The organism is Streptomyces sp. 351MFTsu5.1 (genome assembly GCF_000383655.1).
GTDB lineage: Bacteria > Actinomycetota > Actinomycetes > Streptomycetales > Streptomycetaceae > Streptomyces > Streptomyces griseorubiginosus.
In genome coordinates, this window is record NZ_KB911783.1 from 195426 (window position 1) to 215111 (window position 19686).

Genomic DNA, 19686 nt, shown 5'->3' on the forward strand with positions numbered 1-19686 from the left:
ACGCGAAGATCACGTAAATCGGGGTGAGCCGACGGGCGGTGTGTTCGTAGGGTTCAGGTATGGCTCGCAATGTGGTGATCAGTGGTGGCGGTACGGGGATCGGGCTCGCGGCGGCGCAGGTGTTCGCCGCGGAAGGGGACCGGGTGCTGCTGCTCGGGCGGCGCGCCGAGGTGCTGGAGAAGGCTGCGGTGCCGGGGGCGTTGACGTACGCCGCCGATCTCGCCGACGTCGACGCGGTGCGCGGGGTCGTCGGGTTCGTGCAGCGTGAGCTGGGGACCGTGGACGTGCTGATCCACAGTGCCGGGGGGACAGGGCAGTTGGAACCGGCCGCCGATGTCTCCGATCCGCTCGACGCCGTCGCCCACAACTGGACCGTGAACTTCCGGCTCAATCTGCTGACCGCGGCGTTGCTCACCGAGGGGTTGAAGGAGCGGCTCGCCTCGCCGGGTGGGCGGGTGCTGTTCGTCAGCTCCATCGCCGCGTACCGGGGGTCCGGGAGCGGGGCGTACGGGGCGGCGAAGGCCGGGCTGCATCCCTACGCGCACGATCTGGCGCGGGAGTTGGGGCCGCGGGGGATCACGGCGAACGTGGTGGCGCCGGGGTATGTCGAGGACACGGAGTTCTTCGGTGCCTCCATGGATCCCGCTCGGCGGGAGCGGCTCATCGGGGACACGTCCACCGGGCGGGCCGGGACGCCTGGGGATGTTGCCGCCACGCTGCACTGGCTGGCGTCAGTGGGGGCTGGGCATGTGACTTCTCAGGTTGTGCAGGTCAATGGAGGTGCTGAGCGCGGGAGGTGACGGGGGCTGCGCGGCCGTCGGCGGGTGCGGGTGCGTCGTGGCTTGTCGCGCCCACGCGGCGGAGCCGCACATCGATACAGCCCCGCGCCCCTGAGCCAGTCCGGTCACCGGTACCACGACGGACCGTCTAGCCGCGGCCCGTTCGTGGTGCCTCCCAGGCTCGGTTGTCGCCGTTCCTCGTGTTGCCGTCCACTCGGTGGAACCCCGGTGCCAGTGTCGCGTCCGCCGTGTTGACCCGGGGGAGGGCGTACGGGTGGTGGTCGGTGAGCCAGCGGATCATCTGTTCGCGGACCGTGACACGGACCGTCCAGATGTCGTCGGCGTCCTTGGCGGTCACCAGGGCCCGTACCTGCATGGTGTTGGGGGTGGTGTCGGTGACGGCGAGGCCGTAGTCGCGGCCGTCCCAGGCCGGGCACTCGCGCAGGATGTCCCGCAGCCGCTCGCGCATCAGCTCCACCGGGGCCGTGTGGTCGACGTGCCAGTAGACGATGCCGGTCATCTGCGGGGTGCCGCGCGACCAGTTCTCGAACGGCTTCGAGGTGAAGTACGACACCGGCATGGTGATCCGGCGCTCGTCCCAGGTGCGGACCGTCAGGAAGGTCAGGGTGATCTCCTCGACGGTGCCCCACTCGCCGTCCACCACCACGGTGTCGCCTATGCGCACCATGTCGCCGAAGGCGATCTGGAGCCCGGCGAACATGTTGCTGAGCGTGGACTGGGCGGCCACACCGGCGACGATGCCGAGGATTCCGGCGGAGGCCAGCAGCGAGGCGCCGGCCGCGCGCATCGCGGGGAACGTCAGCAGCATCGCGGCCACCGCCACCACGCCCACCGTCGCGGCGACCACCCGCATGATCAGCGTGACCTGGGTGCGCACCCGGCGGACCCGGGCTGCGTCGTGGTGGGCGCGCGCGTAGCGGCTGTAGGTCGTCTCCACGACGGCGGCGGCGATCCGGATCACCAGCCAGGCGGTCGCCCCGATGAGGATCAGGGTCAGCGTCTGCCCGATGCCGGCGCCGTGCCGTTGCAGCGTCCGCACCTGGTCGTACGACCCTCTCAGCATGGCCGCGCAGAGCACGAGCATGTAGGGGATACGGCCACGGCGCAGCAGACCCCACAAGGGGGTCTCGCTGTGGCGGGCGTCGGCCTTGTGCAGCAGTCGGTCGGTGGCCCAGCCGATCAGCAGGGTGAGCAGCACGGAGCCGCCGACCACGATCAGTGGGCGGAGTACGTTCTCCATGACCCCGAACCTAACCGGCCCCGCCGGGGCATGAACATGTGACTTCTGCCGCGAAGTGGGTACGGCCGCCGCGATGTGGGGGACAGCACTGCCGAGGCGGGCTGGCACCATGGCCTCATGAACATCATGCTCTTTCACTCGACCTACGGACTGAGGCCCGCCGTCCGCCAGGCCGCCGACCGGCTGCGGGAGGCCGGGCACGAGGTGTGGACGCCGGACCTCTTCGAGGGACGCACGTTCGACAAGGTCGAGGAGGGCATGGCCTTCAACGAGGAGATCGGCAAGGACGAACTGCTCAAGCGAGCCGTCCTGGCCGCCGCCCCCTACTCCGAGCGCGGCCTCGTCTACGCCGGTTTCTCGCTCGGTGCCTCCATCGCGCAGACCCTCGCCCTCGGCGACGAGCGGGCCCGCGGCCTGCTGCTCCTGCACGGCACCTCGGACATCGCGCCCAACGCGACCGCGGACGACCTGCCGGTCCAGCTGCACGTGGCCGAGCCGGACCCGTTCGAGACCGACGACTGGCTGAGCGCCTGGTACCTCCAGATGGGCCGCACCGGCGCCGACGTCGAGGTCTACCGATACGCCGGGGCCGGTCACCTCTACACCGACCCCGACCTGCCGGACTACGACGAGGAGGCCGCCGAGGCCACCTGGCGGGTGGCCCTCGGCTTCCTGGAGACGCTCTAGACGGGGGTGTACGTCCGCTCGACCTTCTGCGTGCCGGTCCGCGTGCGGTACGAACGCGCCCAGGACGAGGTCGCGTTCGCGTTCGTCTTGTCGGACAGCACGTAGTAGTCCATCTGCGCCCGGTCGGCGGTGATGTCGAGGACGCCGTACCCGTGGCGGTCGGTGTCGACCCAGTGGACGTGCCGGTTGGCGAGCTGGATGACCGGCGCGGCGAGGGCGGTGACCGTGCCCTCGGGGACCTTCACGAGGTCGTCGAGGTTGTCGGAGGTCACCGAGGTCACCACGAACTCGGTGGCGGCCGAGGCCGACAGCGGGTAGGTCCCGGCGTCCACGGGTACGTCGTTGGCCCACGCCATGTGGATGTCGCCGGTCAGGAAGACGGTGTTGCGGATGGCGTTGGAGCGCAGGTGGGCCAGCAGTTCGCGGCGGTCGTCGGTGTAGCCGTCCCACTGGTCGGTGTTGAGGGCGAGGCCCTCCTTCGGCAGGCCGAGCAGTTCGGCGAGCGGCCTCAGCAGGTCGGCGGAGAGCGAGCCGATCGCGAACGGCGAGATCATCACGGAGTTGCCGACCAGCCGCCAGGTGGTGTCGCTCGACTTCAGGCCGGCCTTCAGCCAGTCGAGCTGGGCGCGCCCGGTGATCGTACGGTCCGGGTCGTCGACCGAGCCGTTGCCCACGGCGACCTGCTGGGAGCGGAAGGACCGCAGGTCGAGCAGGGAGAGGTCGGCGAGCTTGCCGAAGCGCAGTCGGCGGTAGGTGGTGCCGGCGAGCGCGGGGCGCACCGGCATCCACTCGAAGTAGGCCTGCTTGGCGGCGGCCTGACGGGCCGTCCAGGCGCCCTCCGCGCCCTCGGTGTGGTTCTCGGCCCCGCCCGACCAGGCGTCGTTGGCGAACTCGTGGTCGTCCCAGATCGCGACGACCGGGGCGACCGCGTGCAGCGCCTTCAGGTCCGGGTCCGTCTTGTACTTGCCGTGCCGGATCCGGTAGTCGGCGAGGGTGAGGATCTCGTGGGTCGGCGCGTGCTGCCGTACGACGGTGTCGCGGGTGCCGTAGTCGCCGGTGCCGTACTCGTAGATGTAGTCGCCCAGGTGCAGCCAGGCGTCCAGGTCGCCGCGGGCCGCGAGATGGCGGTACGAGGAGAAGTAGCCGGCCTCCCAGTTGGCGCAGGAGACCACGCCGAAGCGGAGGTTCGGCACGGCCGCGTCCGCCGCCGGCGCGGTGCGGGTGCGCGCCGCCGGGGAGTCGGTGCCGCCGGCTGAGAAGCGGAACCAGTAGTCGGTCGCGGGGGCGAGACCGCGCACGTCCGCCTTGACGGTGTGGTCGGAGGCGGCGGTCGCGGTCACGGAACCCTTGGCGACCACATTCGTGAAGGCCTTGTCCTTCGCCACCGTCCAGGCGACCTCGGTGTCGGGGCCGAGCCCGGAGCCGGGGACCGCCTCGGCGGTCGGGGTCACCCGGGTCCACAGCAGGATGCCGTCCGGGAGCGGGTCGCCGGAGGCGACGCCGTGCAGGAAGGCCGGGGCCTCGGCGGCGCGGGCCGGTATCGCGGCGGCGAGCGGGGCTGCCAGGACAGCGGTCGCCGCCGCGGCCTTGACGACCGTACGGCGGCGAGGGGACAGGGAGTTGCTGTCGGCTGTTCTCTGTCTACTAGTCACGGCCGATCAGGTTACTGATCGGTATGAACGAGAGCGGGCGAACTCGTTAAAGTCCGCCCGCTCTTTTCCCGAAGTGTGCGGGACTCAGCCCTTCAGCGCCGCGTCGAGCGCGGTGTTGAAGTCGGCGACCGTCATCGGGGCGCTCTTGCCGTCGGGACCGGTCAGGGTCTTGCCGTCCATCTTCAGGGTCGGCGTGCCGCTGATGCCGTCCTTGTTGAACTTGTCGGACATGTCCAGGGCCCACTTGTCGTAGGTGCCGTTCTTCACGGCGTCCTGGAAGGTCTTGTTGTCCTTCAGCTCCGGGACGGTCTGCGCGATCTTGATCAGGTAGGAGTCGTCCTTGAACTTGTCCGGGCCGCTCTCCTCCGGGTGCCACTTCGTGGAGTACATCGCGGTCTTGTACTTCAGGAACGCGTCGGTGCTGACGTTCAGCGCGGCGCCGAGGGCGCTGAGACCGTTCTTGGAGCCCTCGCCGCCGAGGTTGCCGTCGAGGAAGGTGGCGCCGACGTACTGGATCTTGAACTTGCCGTCCTCGACGTCCTTGTCGACGGTCGAGCCGACGGTCTGCTCGAACTGCGCGCAGACGGGACAGCGCGGGTCCTCGTACATCACCAGGGTCTTCTTGGCGGTGCTCTTGCCGATGACGACCGTGGTGCCGTTGCTGCCCGTGGAGTTAGCTGGCTTGACGAGCTTGTCGTCCTTGGCCGCCTCCCAGTAGCTGGGCTTGTTGCCCTGGACGACCGCGTAGCTGATGCCGCCGGCTATCGCCAGGACGCCGACTATGGAGCCGATGACGATGAGCTGACGCTTCATCTTGTCGCGCTTGGCCTGGCGCTCGCGCTCCTGCCGCAGCCGCTCGCGGGCGGCGGTCTTCGCCTGCTGGCTGTTCCGCTTGCTCATGGTGGTGTTCTCCATCAGGGGGACGCGCACACGTCGTGTGCGGGGATACGTGGGTCGGGACTGGTGGTGCTCGGGTGCTGCGCGAGCGGTGAGGCTCAGACGGCAGCGACCGGGCACGGCGGTCCACGCCGTCCCAGGGAGTGCGCGAGAAGCTCGTCGAGCGCGACGGCCGTACGGCGGCCGGGGCGCGCCGGGCGGGCCGGCTCCGGAGCCGAACGCACGGTCAGCGCGGCCGCCGCGAGCAGCAGCGGCCGGAAGGTGGTGGCGGCCACGGCCCGCAGCAGCTGGGCCAGGGCCCGCTCACCGCGGCGCAGCCAGGCGGCGGCGAGGAGGCCGACCGAGACGTGGGCGGCGAGCAGCAGCCACGCGGTCTGCGGATCGGCGTGGGCGAGCAGGCCGCCGAGCCGGTCGGTGTCGGTGCCGGTCATCCGGGCCAGCGGCGAGCCGACGCTGGTGCCGTCGCCGCAGAACACGTCCCAGCCGACCGAGCGCAGCGGACCCGCGACCGGGCCGCCCGCGGCGCCGTAACAGACGTGCTGGCCGGTGGTGAAGACGGTGTCGGCGGCGAGCTCCAGCGGGATCAGCACGGCGGCGATCCGCCCGAAGCCGCGCTCCCGGCCGGCCAGCGCGTAGGCGAGCGCGAACACGGCGACGCCGACCGCCGCCACCGTGTTCAACGGCAGGGGAGCCCGGGACAGCAGCACGTGCGACGCGGTGCTGAGCGTCACGACGAGCGCCGTGAACAGCGCCGCGCGGAGCGCTCGTAGCTGGGTCCCGGATATGTCCATAGCGTGGAGAGTGTGTCACGCGGGCCTGTAAGGGACCCCTAAAGGGTCCCTGTGCGCGGCCCTATCGTTATCGACGGTGGTATGGCCCCGGTCACAGGCCGGGGATGCGGCCGTTGCGGAACAGGTCGACGAAGGTCTGGTGGTCGGCACGCGCGCGTGCGCCGTAGCTGTGCGCGAAGTCGACCAGGAGCTCCGCGAAGCCGTCCTCGTCGGCGGCGATCGCCGCGTCGATGGCCCGCTCCGTCGAGAAGGGCACCAGGGACTCGCCGGACTGGTCGTCCGCCGCGCCGTGCATGGTGGCGGTCGCCCGGCCGAGGTCGGCGACGACCGCCGCGATCTCCTCCGGGTCGTCGATGTCGCTCCAGTCCAGATCCACGGCGTACGGCGAGATCTCGGCGACCAGCTGGCCCGCGCCGCCCAGCTCGGTCCAGCCCAGCCACGGGTCGGCGTGCTGCTGGAGGGCGCGCTGGGAGATCACCGTGCGGTGGCCCTCGTGCTGGAAGTAGTCGCGGATCTCCGGGTCGGTGATGTGCCGGGAGACGGCCGGGGTCTGGGCCTGCTTGATGTAGATGACGACGTCGTTCTCCAGGGCGTCGGTGTGGCCCTCCAGGAGGATGTTGTACGACGGCAGCCCGGCCGAGCCGATCCCGATGCCCCGGCGGCCGACGACGTCCTTGACGCGGTAGGAGTCCGGGCGGTCCAGGGAGGCCTCCGGCAGGGTCTCCAGATAGCCGTCGAACGCGGCCAGCACCTTGTAGCGGGTGGCCGCGTCCAGCTCGACCGAGCCGCCGCCCTCGGCGAACCGGCGCTCGAAGTCACGGATCTCCGTCATCGACTCCAGGAGCCCGAACCGGGTCAGCGCGCGGGCCTCGCGCAGCGCGCCCAGCAGCGGGCCCTCGGCGGTGTCCAGCGTGAACGGCGGGACCTCGTCGCTCTTGGCGCCGGTGGCCAGCGCGTGGATCCGCTCGCGGTACGCGCCCGCGTACACCCGCACCAGCTCGCTGATCTGGTCGTCGCCGAGCGCCTTGGCGTACCCGATCAGCGCCACGGAGGCGGCGAAGCGCTTGAGGTCCCAGGTGAAGGGGCCGACGTAGGCCTCGTCGAAGTCGTTGACGTTGAAGATCAGCCGGCCGTTGGCGTCCATGTACGTGCCGAAGTTCTCCGCGTGCAGGTCGCCGTGGATCCACACGCGCGAGGTGCGCTCGTCCAGGTACGGGCCGCCCCGCTTCTCGGCGTCCAGGTCGTGGTAGAAGAGGCACGCCGTGCCGCGGTAGAACGCGAACGCCGAGGCCGCCATCTTGCGGAACTTCACGCGGAACGCGGCCGGGTCGGCGGCCAGGAGCTCGCCGAAGGCGGTGTCGAAGACGGCGAGGATCTCCTCGCCGCGGTGCTCGTCGTTGAGCTGCGGTACCGACATCGCGGAATGCCTCCTGGTGCATGTGTACGACAGCGTTTCTGTCGTCCGTCCAACGGGCGGGCCGGGGGGAAAGTGCCCGCGACCCTCGTTGTGAAGGTACGCGGGGCGGCCCCTTGAGTGTCAGTGCCGAGGCATAGACTTCCGAGCTGTCCCCGGAACTGTCCGCCCGCCAGTCGCCGAGTGTTTTCCATGGAGGCCACGCCGTGTCAAAGCCGCCGTTCACGCACCTGCACGTCCACACCCAGTACTCCCTGCTGGACGGTGCCGCGCGGCTCAAGGACATGTTCAACGCGTGCAACGAGATGGGCATGACCCACATCGCCATGTCCGACCACGGCAACCTGCACGGGGCGTACGACTTCTTCCACACCGCGAAGAAGGCCGGGGTCACCCCGATCATCGGGATCGAGGCGTACGTCGCCCCCGAGTCCCGGCGCAACAAGCGCAAGATCCAGTGGGGCCAGCCGCACCAGAAGCGGGACGACGTCTCCGGTTCGGGTGGTTACACCCACAAGACGATGTGGGCCGTGAACAAGACCGGCCTGCACAACCTCTTCAGGCTCTCCTCCGACGCGTACGCCGAGGGCTGGCTCCAGAAGTGGCCCCGGATGGACAAGGAGACGATCTCCCAGTGGTCCGAGGGGATCGTCGCCTCCACCGGCTGCCCCTCCGGCGAACTCCAGACCCGGCTGCGGCTCGGCCAGTACGACGAGGCGCTGAAGGCGGCCGCCGACTACCAGGACATCTTCGGCAAGGACCGGTACTTCCTGGAGCTGATGGACCACGGCATCGAGATCGAGCACCGGGTCCGCGACGGCCTCCTGGAGATCGGCAAGAAGCTCGGCATCCCCCCGCTGGTCACCAACGACTCGCACTACACGTACGCGCACGAGGCGACCGCCCACGACGCCCTGCTGTGCATCCAGACCGGCAAGAACCTCTCCGACCCGGACCGCTTCAAGTTCGACGGCACCGGCTACTACCTGAAGTCCACGGACGAGATGTACGCCGTCGACTCCTCGGACGCCTGGCAGGAAGGCTGCGCCAACACCCTCCTGGTCGCCGAGATGGTCGACACCTCCGGCATGTTCGAGGCCAAGAACCTCATGCCGAAGTTCGACATCCCCGACGGCTACACCGAGGTCACCTGGTTCAAGGAGGAGGTTCGCCGGGGCATGGAGCGCCGCTTCCCCGGCGGCGTCCCCGAGGACCGCCAGAAGCAGGCCGACTACGAGATGGACGTCATCATCCAGATGGGGTTCCCCGGCTACTTCCTCGTGGTGGCCGACTTCATCATGTGGGCCAAGAACAACGGCATCGCGGTCGGCCCCGGCCGAGGCTCCGCGGCCGGCTCGATCGTCGCCTACGCCATGGGCATCACCGACCTCGACCCGATCCCGCACGGCCTGATCTTCGAGCGGTTCCTCAACCCCGAGCGCGTCTCCATGCCCGATGTCGACATCGACTTCGACGAGCGTCGGCGCGTCGAGGTGATCCGGTACGTGACGGAGAAGTACGGCGCCGACAAGGTCGCCATGATCGGCACCTACGGCAAGATCAAGGCCAAGAACGCGATCAAGGACTCCGCGCGCGTGCTGGGCTACCCGTACGCGATGGGCGACCGGCTCACCAAGGCCATGCCCGCCGACGTCCTCGGCAAGGGCATCGACCTCGACGGCATCACCAACCCCTCGCACCCGCGCTACAACGAGGCCGGCGAGATCCGCGGGATGTACGAGAACGAACCGGACGTGAAGAAGGTCATCGACACCGCCAAGGGCGTCGAGGGCCTGGTCCGGCAGATGGGTGTGCACGCGGCCGGCGTGATCATGTCCAGCGAGCCCATCGTGGACCACGCCCCGATCTGGGTGCGGCACACCGACGGCGTGACCATCACGCAGTGGGACTACCCGCAGTGCGAGTCGCTCGGCCTGCTGAAGATGGACTTCCTGGGCCTGCGCAACCTCACGATCATGGACGACGCCATCAAGATGGTGAAGGCCAACAAGGGCATCGACCTGGAGATGCTCGCCCTGCCGCTGGACGACCCCAAGACCTTCGAACTGCTCTGCCGCGGCGACACGCTCGGCGTCTTCCAGTTCGACGGCGGCCCCATGCGTTCGCTGCTCCGCCAGATGCAGCCCGACAACTTCGAGGACATCTCCGCCGTCTCGGCCCTCTACCGGCCCGGTCCGATGGGCATGAACTCCCACATCAACTACGCGGAGCGCAAGAACGGCCGCCAGGAGATCACCCCGATCCACAAGGAGCTCGAGGAGCCGCTCGAGGAGGTCCTCGCGGTCACCTACGGCCTGATCGTCTACCAGGAGCAGGTCCAGAAGGCCGCCCAGATCATCGCCGGGTACTCGCTCGGCGAGGCCGACATCCTGCGCCGCGTGATGGGCAAGAAGAAGCCCGACGAACTGGCCAAGAACTTCACCATCTTCCAGGCCGGCGCCCAGAAGAACGGCTACAGCGACGAGGCCATCCAGGCCCTGTGGGACGTCCTGGTCCCCTTCGCCGGCTACGCCTTCAACAAGGCCCACTCCGCCGCGTACGGACTGGTCTCCTACTGGACCGCCTACCTCAAGGCCAACTACCCGGCCGAGTACATGGCCGCACTGCTCACCTCGGTCAAGGACGACAAGGACAAGTCGGCCGTCTACCTCAACGAGTGCCGGCGCATGAAGATCAAGGTGCTCCCGCCGAACGTCAACGAGTCCGAGCACAACTTCGCCGCCCAGGGCGACGACGTGATCCTCTTCGGCCTCGAAGCGGTGCGCAACGTCGGCACCAACGTGGTCGAGTCGATCATCCGCAGCCGCAAGGCCAAGGGGAAGTACGCCTCCTTCCCCGACTACCTCGACAAGGTCGAGGCGGTCGCCTGCAACAAGCGCACCACCGAGTCGCTGATCAAGGCGGGCGCGTTCGACACCATGGGGCACACCCGCAAGGGCCTCACCGCGCACTTCGACACCATGATCGACAACGTGGTCGCGGTCAAGCGCAAGGAAGCCGAGGGGCAGTTCGACCTCTTCGGCGGGATGGGCGAGGCGGACAACAGCGAGCCCGGCTTCGGACTCGACGTGGAGTTCACCACCGACGAGTGGGACAAGACCTATCTGCTCGCCCAGGAGCGGGAGATGCTCGGTCTCTACGTCTCCGACCACCCGCTCTTCGGTCTGGAGCACGTGCTCTCCGACAAGGCCGACGCGGGCATCGCCCAGCTCACCGGCGGTGAGCACGCGGACGGCGCGGTCGTCACCATCGGTGGCATCATCTCGGGCCTCCAGCGCAAGATGACCAAGCAGGGCAACGCCTGGGCCATCGCCACCGTCGAGGACCTCGCCGGGTCCATCGAGTGCATGTTCTTCCCGGCGACCTACCAGCTGGTGTCGACCCAACTCGTCGAGGACGCCGTGGTGTTCGTCAAGGGCCGCCTCGACAAGCGGGAGGACGTGCCCCGGCTGGTCGCCATGGAGCTCCAGGTCCCGGACCTGTCCAACGCGGGCACCAACGCGCCGGTGATCCTCACCATCCCGGCCCTGAAGGTCACCCCGCCGATGGTCAGCAGGCTCGGGGAGATCCTCAGCCACCACAAGGGCGAGAGCGAGGTCCGCATCAGGCTCCAGGGGCCGAGCAAGACGACGGTCCTGCGGCTCGACCGGCATCGCGTCAAGCCGGATCCGGCGCTGTTCGGCGATCTGAAGGTGCTGCTGGGCCCGTCCTGCCTGGCGGGCTGAGAGACCGTGCGAAGGGGCGCACCCGCGATCGGGTGCGCCCCTTCGTGTACCCGGGCCTCAACGGCCCTTGGTGGATCCGGGTCTCAACAACCCCTTATGCACATGTCAGTTGTGGCCGAAGCTTTTCTGCCGGCCCTTGCGGGCGACATCGCCGGGAGTCACCTGCGTGGCGTGCTGCTCGCCCTGCGGCTCCATCGTGGAGTGCTGCGGTGCCTGCGGGCCACGCTCGGACTGCGGCTGCTTGCGGTTCTGCTTCTTGTTCTTGGCCATGGGGATCTGCCTCCTGAGGGGGATCTAGGGGCCAGGGCCGGGACCAGATTCACATAGGCTGACAAGAGACGCATTTCGGATAATTACCGTGTGTGACAGGGAATGTCGCGCGGCGATGCCCCGAAACGCCACGCCGAAGATCGAGTTCGGGCCGTTAACCCCCGTGCGGTCGGGCAGACTCGAAGCAAGCCCGAAGCAAACCTCCCGGAAAGAGGGTGGAAAGCGTGGACCGCTGCATCGTCCTGGTGGACGCCGGGTATCTGCTGGGGGCCGCCGCCAGTCTCCTTGCCGGGGAGCCCTCCCGATCCCGCATCACCGTCGATCACGCCGCCCTGATCCAAGGGCTGCGCGACCGGGCCGAGTCCGACACGGAACGGCCCCTGCTGCGCATCTACTGGTTCGACGGCGCCCCCGACCGCGTCCCGCAGCCCGAGCACCGCAGGCTGCGCGTGATGCCCCGGGTCACCGTCCGGCTCGGCGCCCTGACCCGCAGCGACGGACGCTGGGCCCAGAAGGGCGTGGACGCCGCCATGCACGCCGAACTCACCGAGCTGGCCCGCAACCGCGCCTGCTCCGACGTCGTCCTCGTCACCGGCGACGGGGACCTGCTGCCGGGCATGATGGCGGCCAAGGAGCACGGGGTCGCCGTACACCTGTGGGCCGTGCAGGCCGCCGACGGGGACTACAACCAGTCGGAGGACCTGGTCGCCGAGGCGGACGAGCGGCGGGTGCTCGACCGCACGTGGATCACCAAGGCCGTCCGCGCGAAGGACCTCGGCGGGGTGTGCGCGCCGCCGCCCGCGCCGCGCCCCGAGATCGCCGCGATCCTCTCGGCGCCGCTGCCCGAGTCCGCTCTCTCCCGGGCCCCCGAGCGGACCGACGAGGAGACCGAGCACGCCCCGGCGGGCTCCCCTTCGGAGAACGGCACGCAGGATCGGGTGCCCGCGCCCAAGGGGGTGCCCACCCCCAAGGACCTCGCCGCGCTGCGGGCCCCCGGCACCCAGCCCGCCCAGCACCCCGCGAGCGCGACCCTGCGCTGGTCCTCCGACAAGGGCTGGGTGGACCGGCCCGGAGCCGCCGCCGAGCCCCCCGAGGTCGCGTCCATGCCGACCCTCGCCCAGCTGACCTCCGCCGAGCAGCGGTGGGCCGACCGGGAGGAGGACATCACCACGGTCGGCGGGGACCCCTTCGAGGTCGGGCAGGTCTTCGCCCGGCGGTGGATGGAGCGGCTGGGCGACCAGGCGCACCTCCAGCGGCTGTCCGGGATGTACCCGCGGGTGCCGCACCGGATCGACGGCGAGCTGCTCCGCTACGCGGCCCGGTTCGGGCTGCTCGCGCACAAGGACGACCAGATCGACGAGCACGACCGTTACGCCATCCGGGCCGGGTTCTGGCGGGAGATCGACGCCCGGACGGCCGCGGAACACGCCTCCGCCGGTGAGTGAGTTTTGCGGTGTATTTCGGTATGAGGGGCGCCCCGGGAACGGCGGAGCGCTCCCGACCCCGTAGTCTCGTCCCTTGTGAGTACGCGCGCTGCCCCGGCACTTCGACACCGTGGTGATGTCGTGTGCGCGGTGCGCGGGCTGACCAAGACCTATCCCGCGGTGCGCGGGCGGCGCGGGGCCCCGGGAACACCCGAGGTACGGGCCACCGACGACGTACGACTGGACATCCGCCGCGGTGAGATCTTCGGGCTGCTCGGGCCCAACGGCGCCGGCAAGACCACCCTCGTACGGCAGCTCACGGGGCTGATGCGGCCCGACAGCGGCAGTGTCGAGATCCTCGGCCACGACATCGTGCGCCACCCCGACCGGGCCTCACGGATCCTCGCCTACCTAGGCCAGGAGTCCAGCGCCCTCGACGAGCTGACCGTCTCCCTCGCCGCCGAGACCACCGGACGGCTGCGGGGCCTGGAGGCCAGGCAGGCGCGGGCCGAGCGGGACGCCGTACTCGACGAGCTGGGGCTCACGCCGATCGCCGGGCGGCCCCTGAAGAAGCTGTCCGGCGGGCAGCGCCGGCTCGCGTGCTTCGCGGCCGCGCTGGTGGGGGAGCGGCCGCTGCTCGTCCTCGACGAGCCGACCACCGCGATGGACCCCGTGGCGCGCCGCGCGGTGTGGTCCGCCGTGGACCGGCGGCGGGCCGAGCACGGCACCACCGTGCTGCTCGTCACCCACAACGTCATCGAGGCGGAGACCGTCCTGGACCGGGTCGCCGTCCTCGACCAGGGCCGTGTGATCGCCTGCGACACGCCCTCCGGCCTCAAGGAACAGGTCGCCGGGGAGGTCCGCGTGGACCTGGTGTGGCGCGCGGAGGCCCCGCTGCACGTCCCCGAGGTCGCCGCCCTCCAGGACCGGGCCGTGGCCGCCGGACGCCGCTGGACCCTGCGGCTCGCCCCCGAGGAGGCCCGCGCGGTCGTCGCCACCGTCACCGGAGGGGCCGCGTTCGCCGCGCTGGACGACTTCACGCTCGCCACACCCAGCCTGGAGGACGTGTACCTCGCGCTGGGCGGGGCCGCGCAGCAGGGGCTGGTGAAGGCATGAGCACGTTGAGTACGCGGACTGCCGTATCCGTACGTCTCAGGGCGACCGCCGGAGCGAAGAGGAGCAGAGCCACGTGAGTGTCGTACCCGCCGGGATCCTGTCCGGCGGCGCCCTGGCCGCCGAGGAGACGGACCGGGACGGGGCCGCCGAGCTGGGGCCCCGCGCCCGGCTGTGGCCCTCGCTGGCGGCCGTGTACCGGGCGCAGCTGTCCCGTGCGCGGGTCGCCCGTATCCCGCTGCTGTTCGTGGCGACCTTCCAGTCCATCGGGATCATGATCCTGATGCGGGGGGTCGTGGACGGCGGCGGCGAGGCGCAGTCCGTGGTCGCGGGTGCCTCGGTGCTCGTGGTGGCCTTCGTTGCGCTCAACCTGCTCGCGCAGTACTTCGGGCAGCTGCGGGCGAGCGGTGGGCTCGACCACTACGCCACCCTGCCGGTGCCGCCCGCGGCCGTGGTGCTGGGTGCCGCGGGCGCGTACGCCTCCTTCACCGTGCCCGGGACCGTGGTGACCGCCGTCTTCGGGTGTGTGCTGTTCGGGCTGCCGCTGGCGCATCTGTGGGTGCTGGTGGCGGTGATCCCGCTGGCCGGTGCGGCCCTGGCGGGGCTGGGGGCGGCCCTCGGGCTGCTCGCGCCCCGGCCGGAACTGGCCACGCTGCTGGGGCAGCTCGGGATGTCCGCCGCGCTGCTGCTCGGGGTGCTGCCCGCCGACCGGATGCCGGAGGTGGTGCGGTTCGCCCGGGACCTGCTGCCGTCGACCTACGGCGTCGAGGCCTTCGCACGGACCTTCGGACCGCATCCCGACTGGGCCTTCGTGCTCGGGGACCTCGCGGTGTGCGGGTGCGTGGGCGTGGTCTCGCTGGCCGTCGCCACCTGGGCCTACCGTCGGGCGGCCGTCCGGTGACGCGCCGCACAGGCGGGCCTGGCACGATGTCAGGGTGACCGCACCATTGACTCCCCCTCCGCCGCCGCACGAACCCTCCTCGCACGACGCGTGGCAGGCTCCTGACGCCGGGTACGCGACTCCTTCCGACGTCGGGTACGGGCACGGCGGGCCCGGGATGAGGACCGAGCTGCGGGAGGCCGCGGTGATCACGGTCTGCGTGGCGGTCGTCGGGGCGCTGCTCGGGGTGCTGTGGTGGTGGCTGGCTCCGCACGTGCCGCTCGTGGGGGACGTCGACGAGCGGGGGAGCTGGGTCGTCTATCTCAAGGACACCGAGGGCGAGCAGGCGGTGGGGGTGGACGGAACGTTCACGCTGCTGGCGCTCGCGTTCGGCCTGCTGAGCGCGCTGGCCGTGTTCCTCTGGCGGCGGCGGGGCGGGGTGCCGTTGGTGGTGGGGCTGGCTGTCGGCGGGCTGCTGGGGTCGCTGCTCGCATGGCGGGTGGGGATGTGGCTGGGGCCCACGTCGGACGTGCTCGCGCACGCGAAGTCGGTGGGCAAGGGGGTGACGTTCTCCGCGCCGCTGCGGTTGGGCGCGAAGGGGGCGTTGCTGGTCTGGTCGTTCGCGGGGCTGGTCGTGCATCTGGGGCTGACGGCGCTGTTCGGGCCTCGGGACCCCGAGCCGGGGTACGGGGCGGTGGCTCCGGAGGGCGGCGGGTACGGGACGCCTGTGCAGTAGGGGAGTGCCGCCGTACCTGAAAAGGGCGGTCAGGCGCGGGCGATCGGGGCCAGGGTGGCGTCGGTGAGGTGGGTGAGGTCCGTGGGGGAGAGTTCGACCTCCAGGCCCCTGCGGCCCGCCGAGACGCAGATCGTGGCGTGGGCGGAGGCCGAGGCGTCCAGGACCGTGGGGAGCTTCTTGCGCTGGCCTAGCGGGGAGATGCCGCCCCTGACATAGCCCGTGGTGCGTTCGGCGAGGGTCGGGTCGGCCATCGCGGCCCGCTTTCCGGACACCGCCGTCGCCAGTGCCTTCAGGTCCAGGGAACCCGCCACCGGGACCACGGCCACCGTGAGGGTGCCGTCCACGTCCGCGACCAGTGTCTTGAAGACGCGGTCGGGGGAGACCCCCATCGCCTCGGCCGCCTCCTCGCCGTAGGACGGGTGGGAGGGGTCGTGGTCGTAGGCGTGGACCGTGAAGGAGACTCCCGCGGTGGTCAGGGCCACCGTCGCGGGCGTGCCTCCGGACTGCTGCTGCTTCTTCGCCTTCTTCGGCATCTCGCGGTTCCCCGGGCTCAGTTCAGACTCGTCGGACCGCGCGTCAGTTCCGACGCGGGCAACGACGGAAGGTTACGGATGATCGCCGTCTCCGCGCGCAGGATCCGCAGTTCGTCGCGGAGGCGGGACGCGGTGTCGGGGGCCTGGAGCAGCCGCTGCTTCGTGGGCGTGTCCAGCATCATCGCCGCCGCCACCAGGTAGGACAGCACCGAGGGCTCGTCGGGCAGGTCCGCACCGCTCGACAGGGAGCGTTCCCGCGCCCCCGCCAGGCGCTTCTGGTACTGCCGGAAGGCCCTGAGCACCCCTTCGGCCAGCGGTCCCGACTCGTCGCCCGCCGTCTCCTCCAGTTCCTCCAGCTCGGCCGTGAGATACGGCCCCGAGGCGTCGACCGATACCAGCCGGACGCGGGTCGTGCCCGTCGCCAGGACCTCGAACGTGCCGTCGGGACGCTCCCGTACCGTCGCCGCGTCCGCCACGCAGCCGGTGGAGTGGAACGCCTTGATCGGGTCCTCGCCGAAGCCGGACGCGGGACCACGCTCGGGCACGGCCGTCGGGTCCGGCATGCCCGGTGCGCTGGCCGCCACCTCGTGGCCGTCGCGGATCGCCACGACGGCGAACCGGCGCGGCTCCTCCTCGGGCGTCTTCAGCAGTTCGCGCATCATGGCGCGATAGCGCTCCTCGAAGACGTTGAGAGGAAGCACCAGCCCCGGGAACAGCACTGAGTTCAGGGGGAAGAGCGGGAGCCGCACGGTGGTCACGGCGCCAAAGCCTAATGGCCTCCGGAGCGGACACGTCCCCCGTGCTCACTCCGTGGATGGATCAAGGCGTGCCGACGGACCTCCTCACGGACCTCGAGGAACCGGCCGAGCGGGTCCTCGGACTCCCTGCTCCACGGGAACGAGGTGGCATACGGGCCGATCATGCGCAGCTGGTCCAGCGCGTCCGTCCAGCGGCCGAGGCGCACCAGGACGAACACCAGCTTGTTGCGGATCTCGGCCGGCCACGGGTCGGCCGCCGCGAGCGTGGCGGACAGTTCGATCGCCCGGTCCGCCGCCGCGTCCATCCGCTCGCGCGCCACCGCGGTGCCGGCGCCCTCGGTCAGACAGGCCAGCGTGGCCCGCGCGGGCAGCGCCTGGACGAGCGAGCCCGCCGGGGCGTCCTGGGCGGCCCGCTCGGCGAAGTCGAAGCACTCCCGGTGCGAGCCGCGCCAGGAGGTGGCCAGATAGCGCAGGGCGGCCACGTGGCAGCCGTAGTGGAGCGGGGCGCGGCGCACGGCGGCCGCCCACAGCTCGCCGAAGTAGGTCGGGCCCGCCTGCGATCCCCGGGCGTGGTCCAGCGCGAGCCGCCAGGGCACCGGGTCGCGGTCCTCGCCGCGTGCGGCGGCCGTGATCAGCGGGCTCACCTCGCGCAGCAGCTCCGCACGGGCCGGTGAGTCCCAGGCCCGGTCCACCGCGAGCTGGGCGCCCAGCAGCAGCTGGTCCACGTTGTGCGGGGCCTCGGCACGCCAGGTGTCGTACCACTCCGGGCGGGAGCGGGCGAAGGCGGCCAGCCGCCGGACGTACCGGTCGCGCAGCTCCCAGGCGGCGTCCTGGCGGGTCGCGGCGAGCAGCCCGGACGCGCGTTCGTACGAGCCCTGTCCGGCGGCGACCAGCGCGGGTCCGAGCCGGTCGTCGGGCGCGTCGAGCAGTACCTCGTCGTCGGCGATCAGTCCGCCGGTGAGGTGGGGGGGTATCCGCGACGCGCGGAAGGGGGGCAGCAGAGCCATGGTGTCGACCATTGAAAGACCGCGGTTCCGCGTTGCGCCAGTGCGCACGTGCAACTCGTGGAAAGTTGTACGGCGGATGGTCAAGGAGAGGTAAAGAGCTGACTCTCGTTCACGTTACGCACCGTGGACCTCCTCAATTCCGCCGCAACAGCCGGGTCGCACCGGCCGCGACCGTGGTGGCCAGGATCCAGCCCAGGAGGACCATCACCGCCGCCAGCCACTGCCAGCCGCCGCTCAGCTGCCAGAAGCCGACCTGCCCCAGGTCGATCACCGGAAGCAGCAGGTCCAGGGCGAACAGGGCGGGATTCCAGGCCGGATGGTCGCCGCCCTTGAGCGGGGGATGGCTCGCGTGTGCGAACGCCACCGAGCTCGCCGCCCACAGCACCGCCATCCAGACGGCGGCCCGGCCCGGCCGGTAGCCGTAGGCGACCGTCCAGTCCTGCACATAGCCCCAGAACTTGGCCGCGGGCGGCAGGGTCTCCCGGCGCCGGCGCTGCTTGGCGAGCAGCACCTCGCGCGCGTCCTCGTCCTCGCCCCCGGCCCGCAGCACGGCGGCGAGCCTCTCGTACGGCTCCGGGTTGTACTCGGCGGTCGCCGCCGCCACCCAGTCCAGGCGCTCGGCCAGCGGGAAGGGGCCGTGCGGCACGAGGTTCTCGTAGACGAAGCCGCCCATGTGGAGGTTGCCGGGCCCCGGCCAGGCGGTCGCCCGGTCCACCAGGTTGGCGACCCGGGCCCCCGACAGGACCACCTTGCCGCGCTGCGGTCGCTCCCCGAGGAAGCGCAGCTCCGGGGCCTGGATCCGGCGCAGCGACAGCTCCTGCTCGTCGGTGAAGGTGAACCGGGCCCGCTCCAGGTCGACCGCGTCCCCGAACCGCCCGTCGTCAAGGCGGACCCCGCCCTGGCACTCGAAGCGCTGGATCCGCGTCCCGCGCGCGGGCGTCGCCCCGCTCAGCATGGACGCGCCGACGCCCGCCGGGGTCAGGTACAAGGTGCGCTCGACGGTCAGCTGCGGGGCGTTCAGCGCGAGCCGGGTGTACGGGTTGTTCAGCCGGGCGCCGCGCAGGCTCAGCGAGACACCGATGGTGGCGCTGCGCAGGCTCAGCTCGCCGTGCGACTCCAGGAGCTCGGCCTGGAGGTCCTGGCCGACGGTCATGCCGTCCGCGGCGATCGAACGGCCGCTGCGGTCGCGGTAGACGATCGCCTGGTTCATCAGCAGATCGGTGCCGATCTGCGCGTCGGTCAGCCGTACGCCGTTGTGGAACCGGCAGCGCGGCAGATGCAGATCGCCCTCGGTGTGCACCCGCGCCGCCTCCAGGCGCGGCACCGAGCAGTCCACGAACCGCGCGGTGGTGAAGCGGGCCTCGGGCAGCAGGATCTCCCGCTCGAAGCGGCAGCCCTTCATCTCCAGGTACGGCACGATCGTGCCGCCCGCCAGGTCCAGGGTGCCGCTGACCTGCACGCCGGTGAGCTTGAGGGACGCCACCCGGCCCGCGAGCGCGGGCGGCCCGTCCAGGAGCAGCCAGCAGATGATGCGCGCCCGCACCGTCCGTTCGGGCCCCCAGGGATGTCCGCCGTGCGGATCGTCGACGACGGTGTCGCCGCTGCTCAGGTCGTACACGGTGCCGTTGCGGAAGGCCTGCCACATGCCGGCCTCGGCGGCGGTCAGATCGTCCGGCAGGTCCCCGTCGCGGATGCCCCGGATGCCGGCCCCCTCGGTCACGGTCTTCCAGCTCCTTGC

At 70.9% G+C, this 19686-nt stretch carries 17 protein-coding genes; 7 read left to right on the top strand and 10 right to left on the bottom strand.

The features are described 5' to 3' along the window. Positions 1 to 59: 59 nt before the first annotated feature. Positions 60 to 800, top strand: coding sequence for an SDR family NAD(P)-dependent oxidoreductase (locus H295_RS0121770; protein WP_028809615.1), 741 nt, complete (start codon positions 60 to 62; stop codon positions 798 to 800). A 127-nt stretch (positions 801 to 927) separates the two neighbouring features. Here the strand turns inward: H295_RS0121770 and H295_RS0121775 are convergent, their stop codons facing one another. Continuing rightward, on the bottom strand, positions 928 to 2040 hold the full coding sequence (locus H295_RS0121775; protein ID WP_020137471.1) for a mechanosensitive ion channel family protein: 1113 nt from the start codon (positions 2038 to 2040) through the stop codon (positions 928 to 930). Between the two features lie 117 nt (positions 2041 to 2157). On the opposite strand from H295_RS0121775, the gene H295_RS0121780 reads away from it, so the two are divergent. Beyond that, a complete protein-coding gene (locus tag H295_RS0121780; RefSeq protein WP_020137472.1) occupies positions 2158 to 2727 on the top strand; it encodes a dienelactone hydrolase family protein in 570 nt (189 codons plus the stop codon). On the opposite strand, the gene H295_RS0121785 is transcribed toward H295_RS0121780, so the two are convergent. The 4 genes from H295_RS0121785 to H295_RS0121800 form a co-directional block, all read right to left on the bottom strand. Then, on the bottom strand, positions 2724 to 4379 hold the full coding sequence (locus tag H295_RS0121785) for an alkaline phosphatase D family protein (protein ID WP_020137473.1): 1656 nt from the start codon (positions 4377 to 4379) through the stop codon (positions 2724 to 2726). The genes H295_RS0121780 and H295_RS0121785 overlap by 4 nt on opposite strands. Positions 4380 to 4463: 84 nt before the next feature. Then, entirely contained in the window at positions 4464 to 5279 is an 816-nt protein-coding gene (locus tag H295_RS0121790; RefSeq protein WP_028809616.1) for a thioredoxin domain-containing protein, read from the bottom strand. A 95-nt stretch (positions 5280 to 5374) separates the two neighbouring features. Further along, positions 5375 to 6067 carry a hypothetical protein gene (locus H295_RS0121795; protein ID WP_020137475.1) on the bottom strand — a complete coding sequence of 231 codons (693 nt, stop codon included), beginning with the start codon at positions 6065 to 6067 and terminating at the stop codon, positions 5375 to 5377. Positions 6068 to 6158: 91 nt separating this feature from the next. Further along, entirely contained in the window at positions 6159 to 7484 is a 1326-nt protein-coding gene (locus H295_RS0121800; protein WP_020137476.1) for a DUF2252 domain-containing protein, read from the bottom strand. A gap of 203 nt (positions 7485 to 7687) precedes the next feature. On the opposite strand from H295_RS0121800, the gene dnaE reads away from it, so the two are divergent. Beyond that, the gene (gene dnaE / locus H295_RS0121805; RefSeq protein WP_020137477.1) at positions 7688 to 11227 is read left to right on the top strand and encodes a DNA polymerase III subunit alpha; all 3540 of its coding nucleotides are present in this window, start codon (positions 7688 to 7690) and stop codon (positions 11225 to 11227) included. A gap of 105 nt (positions 11228 to 11332) precedes the next feature. Here dnaE and H295_RS47560 read toward each other — a convergent pair whose 3' ends face one another. Further along, a complete protein-coding gene (locus tag H295_RS47560; RefSeq protein WP_020137478.1) occupies positions 11333 to 11497 on the bottom strand; it encodes a hypothetical protein in 165 nt (54 codons plus the stop codon). Positions 11498 to 11721: 224 nt separating this feature from the next. Between H295_RS47560 and H295_RS0121815 the strand changes: the two genes are divergently transcribed. The 4 genes from H295_RS0121815 to H295_RS0121830 all read left to right on the top strand — a co-directional run bounded on the left by H295_RS0121815 (position 11722) and on the right by H295_RS0121830 (position 15650). Next, complete coding sequence (locus H295_RS0121815) at positions 11722 to 12942, top strand: NYN domain-containing protein (RefSeq protein ID WP_020137479.1); 1221 nt, start codon at positions 11722 to 11724, stop codon at positions 12940 to 12942. A gap of 120 nt (positions 12943 to 13062) precedes the next feature. Next, positions 13063 to 14037, top strand: coding sequence for an ABC transporter ATP-binding protein (locus H295_RS0121820; RefSeq protein WP_020137480.1), 975 nt, complete (start codon positions 13063 to 13065; stop codon positions 14035 to 14037). Positions 14038 to 14110: 73 nt separating this feature from the next. Beyond that, positions 14111 to 14935: an ABC transporter permease gene (locus H295_RS0121825; RefSeq protein ID WP_020137481.1), complete on the top strand. Its 825-nt coding sequence runs from the start codon at positions 14111 to 14113 to the stop codon at positions 14933 to 14935. 34 nt (positions 14936 to 14969) lie between these two features. After that, positions 14970 to 15650 (top strand): DUF2567 domain-containing protein, encoded by a 681-nt coding sequence (locus H295_RS0121830; RefSeq protein ID WP_078616717.1) that lies wholly within the window; start codon positions 14970 to 14972, stop codon positions 15648 to 15650. A gap of 29 nt (positions 15651 to 15679) precedes the next feature. On the opposite strand, the gene ybaK is transcribed toward H295_RS0121830, so the two are convergent. The 4 genes from ybaK to H295_RS0121850 form a co-directional block, all read right to left on the bottom strand. Next, the gene (gene ybaK, locus H295_RS0121835) at positions 15680 to 16183 is read right to left on the bottom strand and encodes a Cys-tRNA(Pro) deacylase (RefSeq protein ID WP_020137483.1); all 504 of its coding nucleotides are present in this window, start codon (positions 16181 to 16183) and stop codon (positions 15680 to 15682) included. 17 nt (positions 16184 to 16200) lie between these two features. After that, positions 16201 to 16941 (bottom strand): LON peptidase substrate-binding domain-containing protein, encoded by a 741-nt coding sequence (locus tag H295_RS0121840; protein ID WP_020137484.1) that lies wholly within the window; start codon positions 16939 to 16941, stop codon positions 16201 to 16203. A gap of 11 nt (positions 16942 to 16952) precedes the next feature. After that, complete coding sequence (locus H295_RS0121845) at positions 16953 to 17960, bottom strand: hypothetical protein (protein ID WP_020137485.1); 1008 nt, start codon at positions 17958 to 17960, stop codon at positions 16953 to 16955. A gap of 121 nt (positions 17961 to 18081) precedes the next feature. Then, positions 18082 to 19668, bottom strand: coding sequence for a hypothetical protein (locus H295_RS0121850; protein ID WP_020137486.1), 1587 nt, complete (start codon positions 19666 to 19668; stop codon positions 18082 to 18084). Positions 19669 to 19686 lie beyond the last annotated feature (18 nt).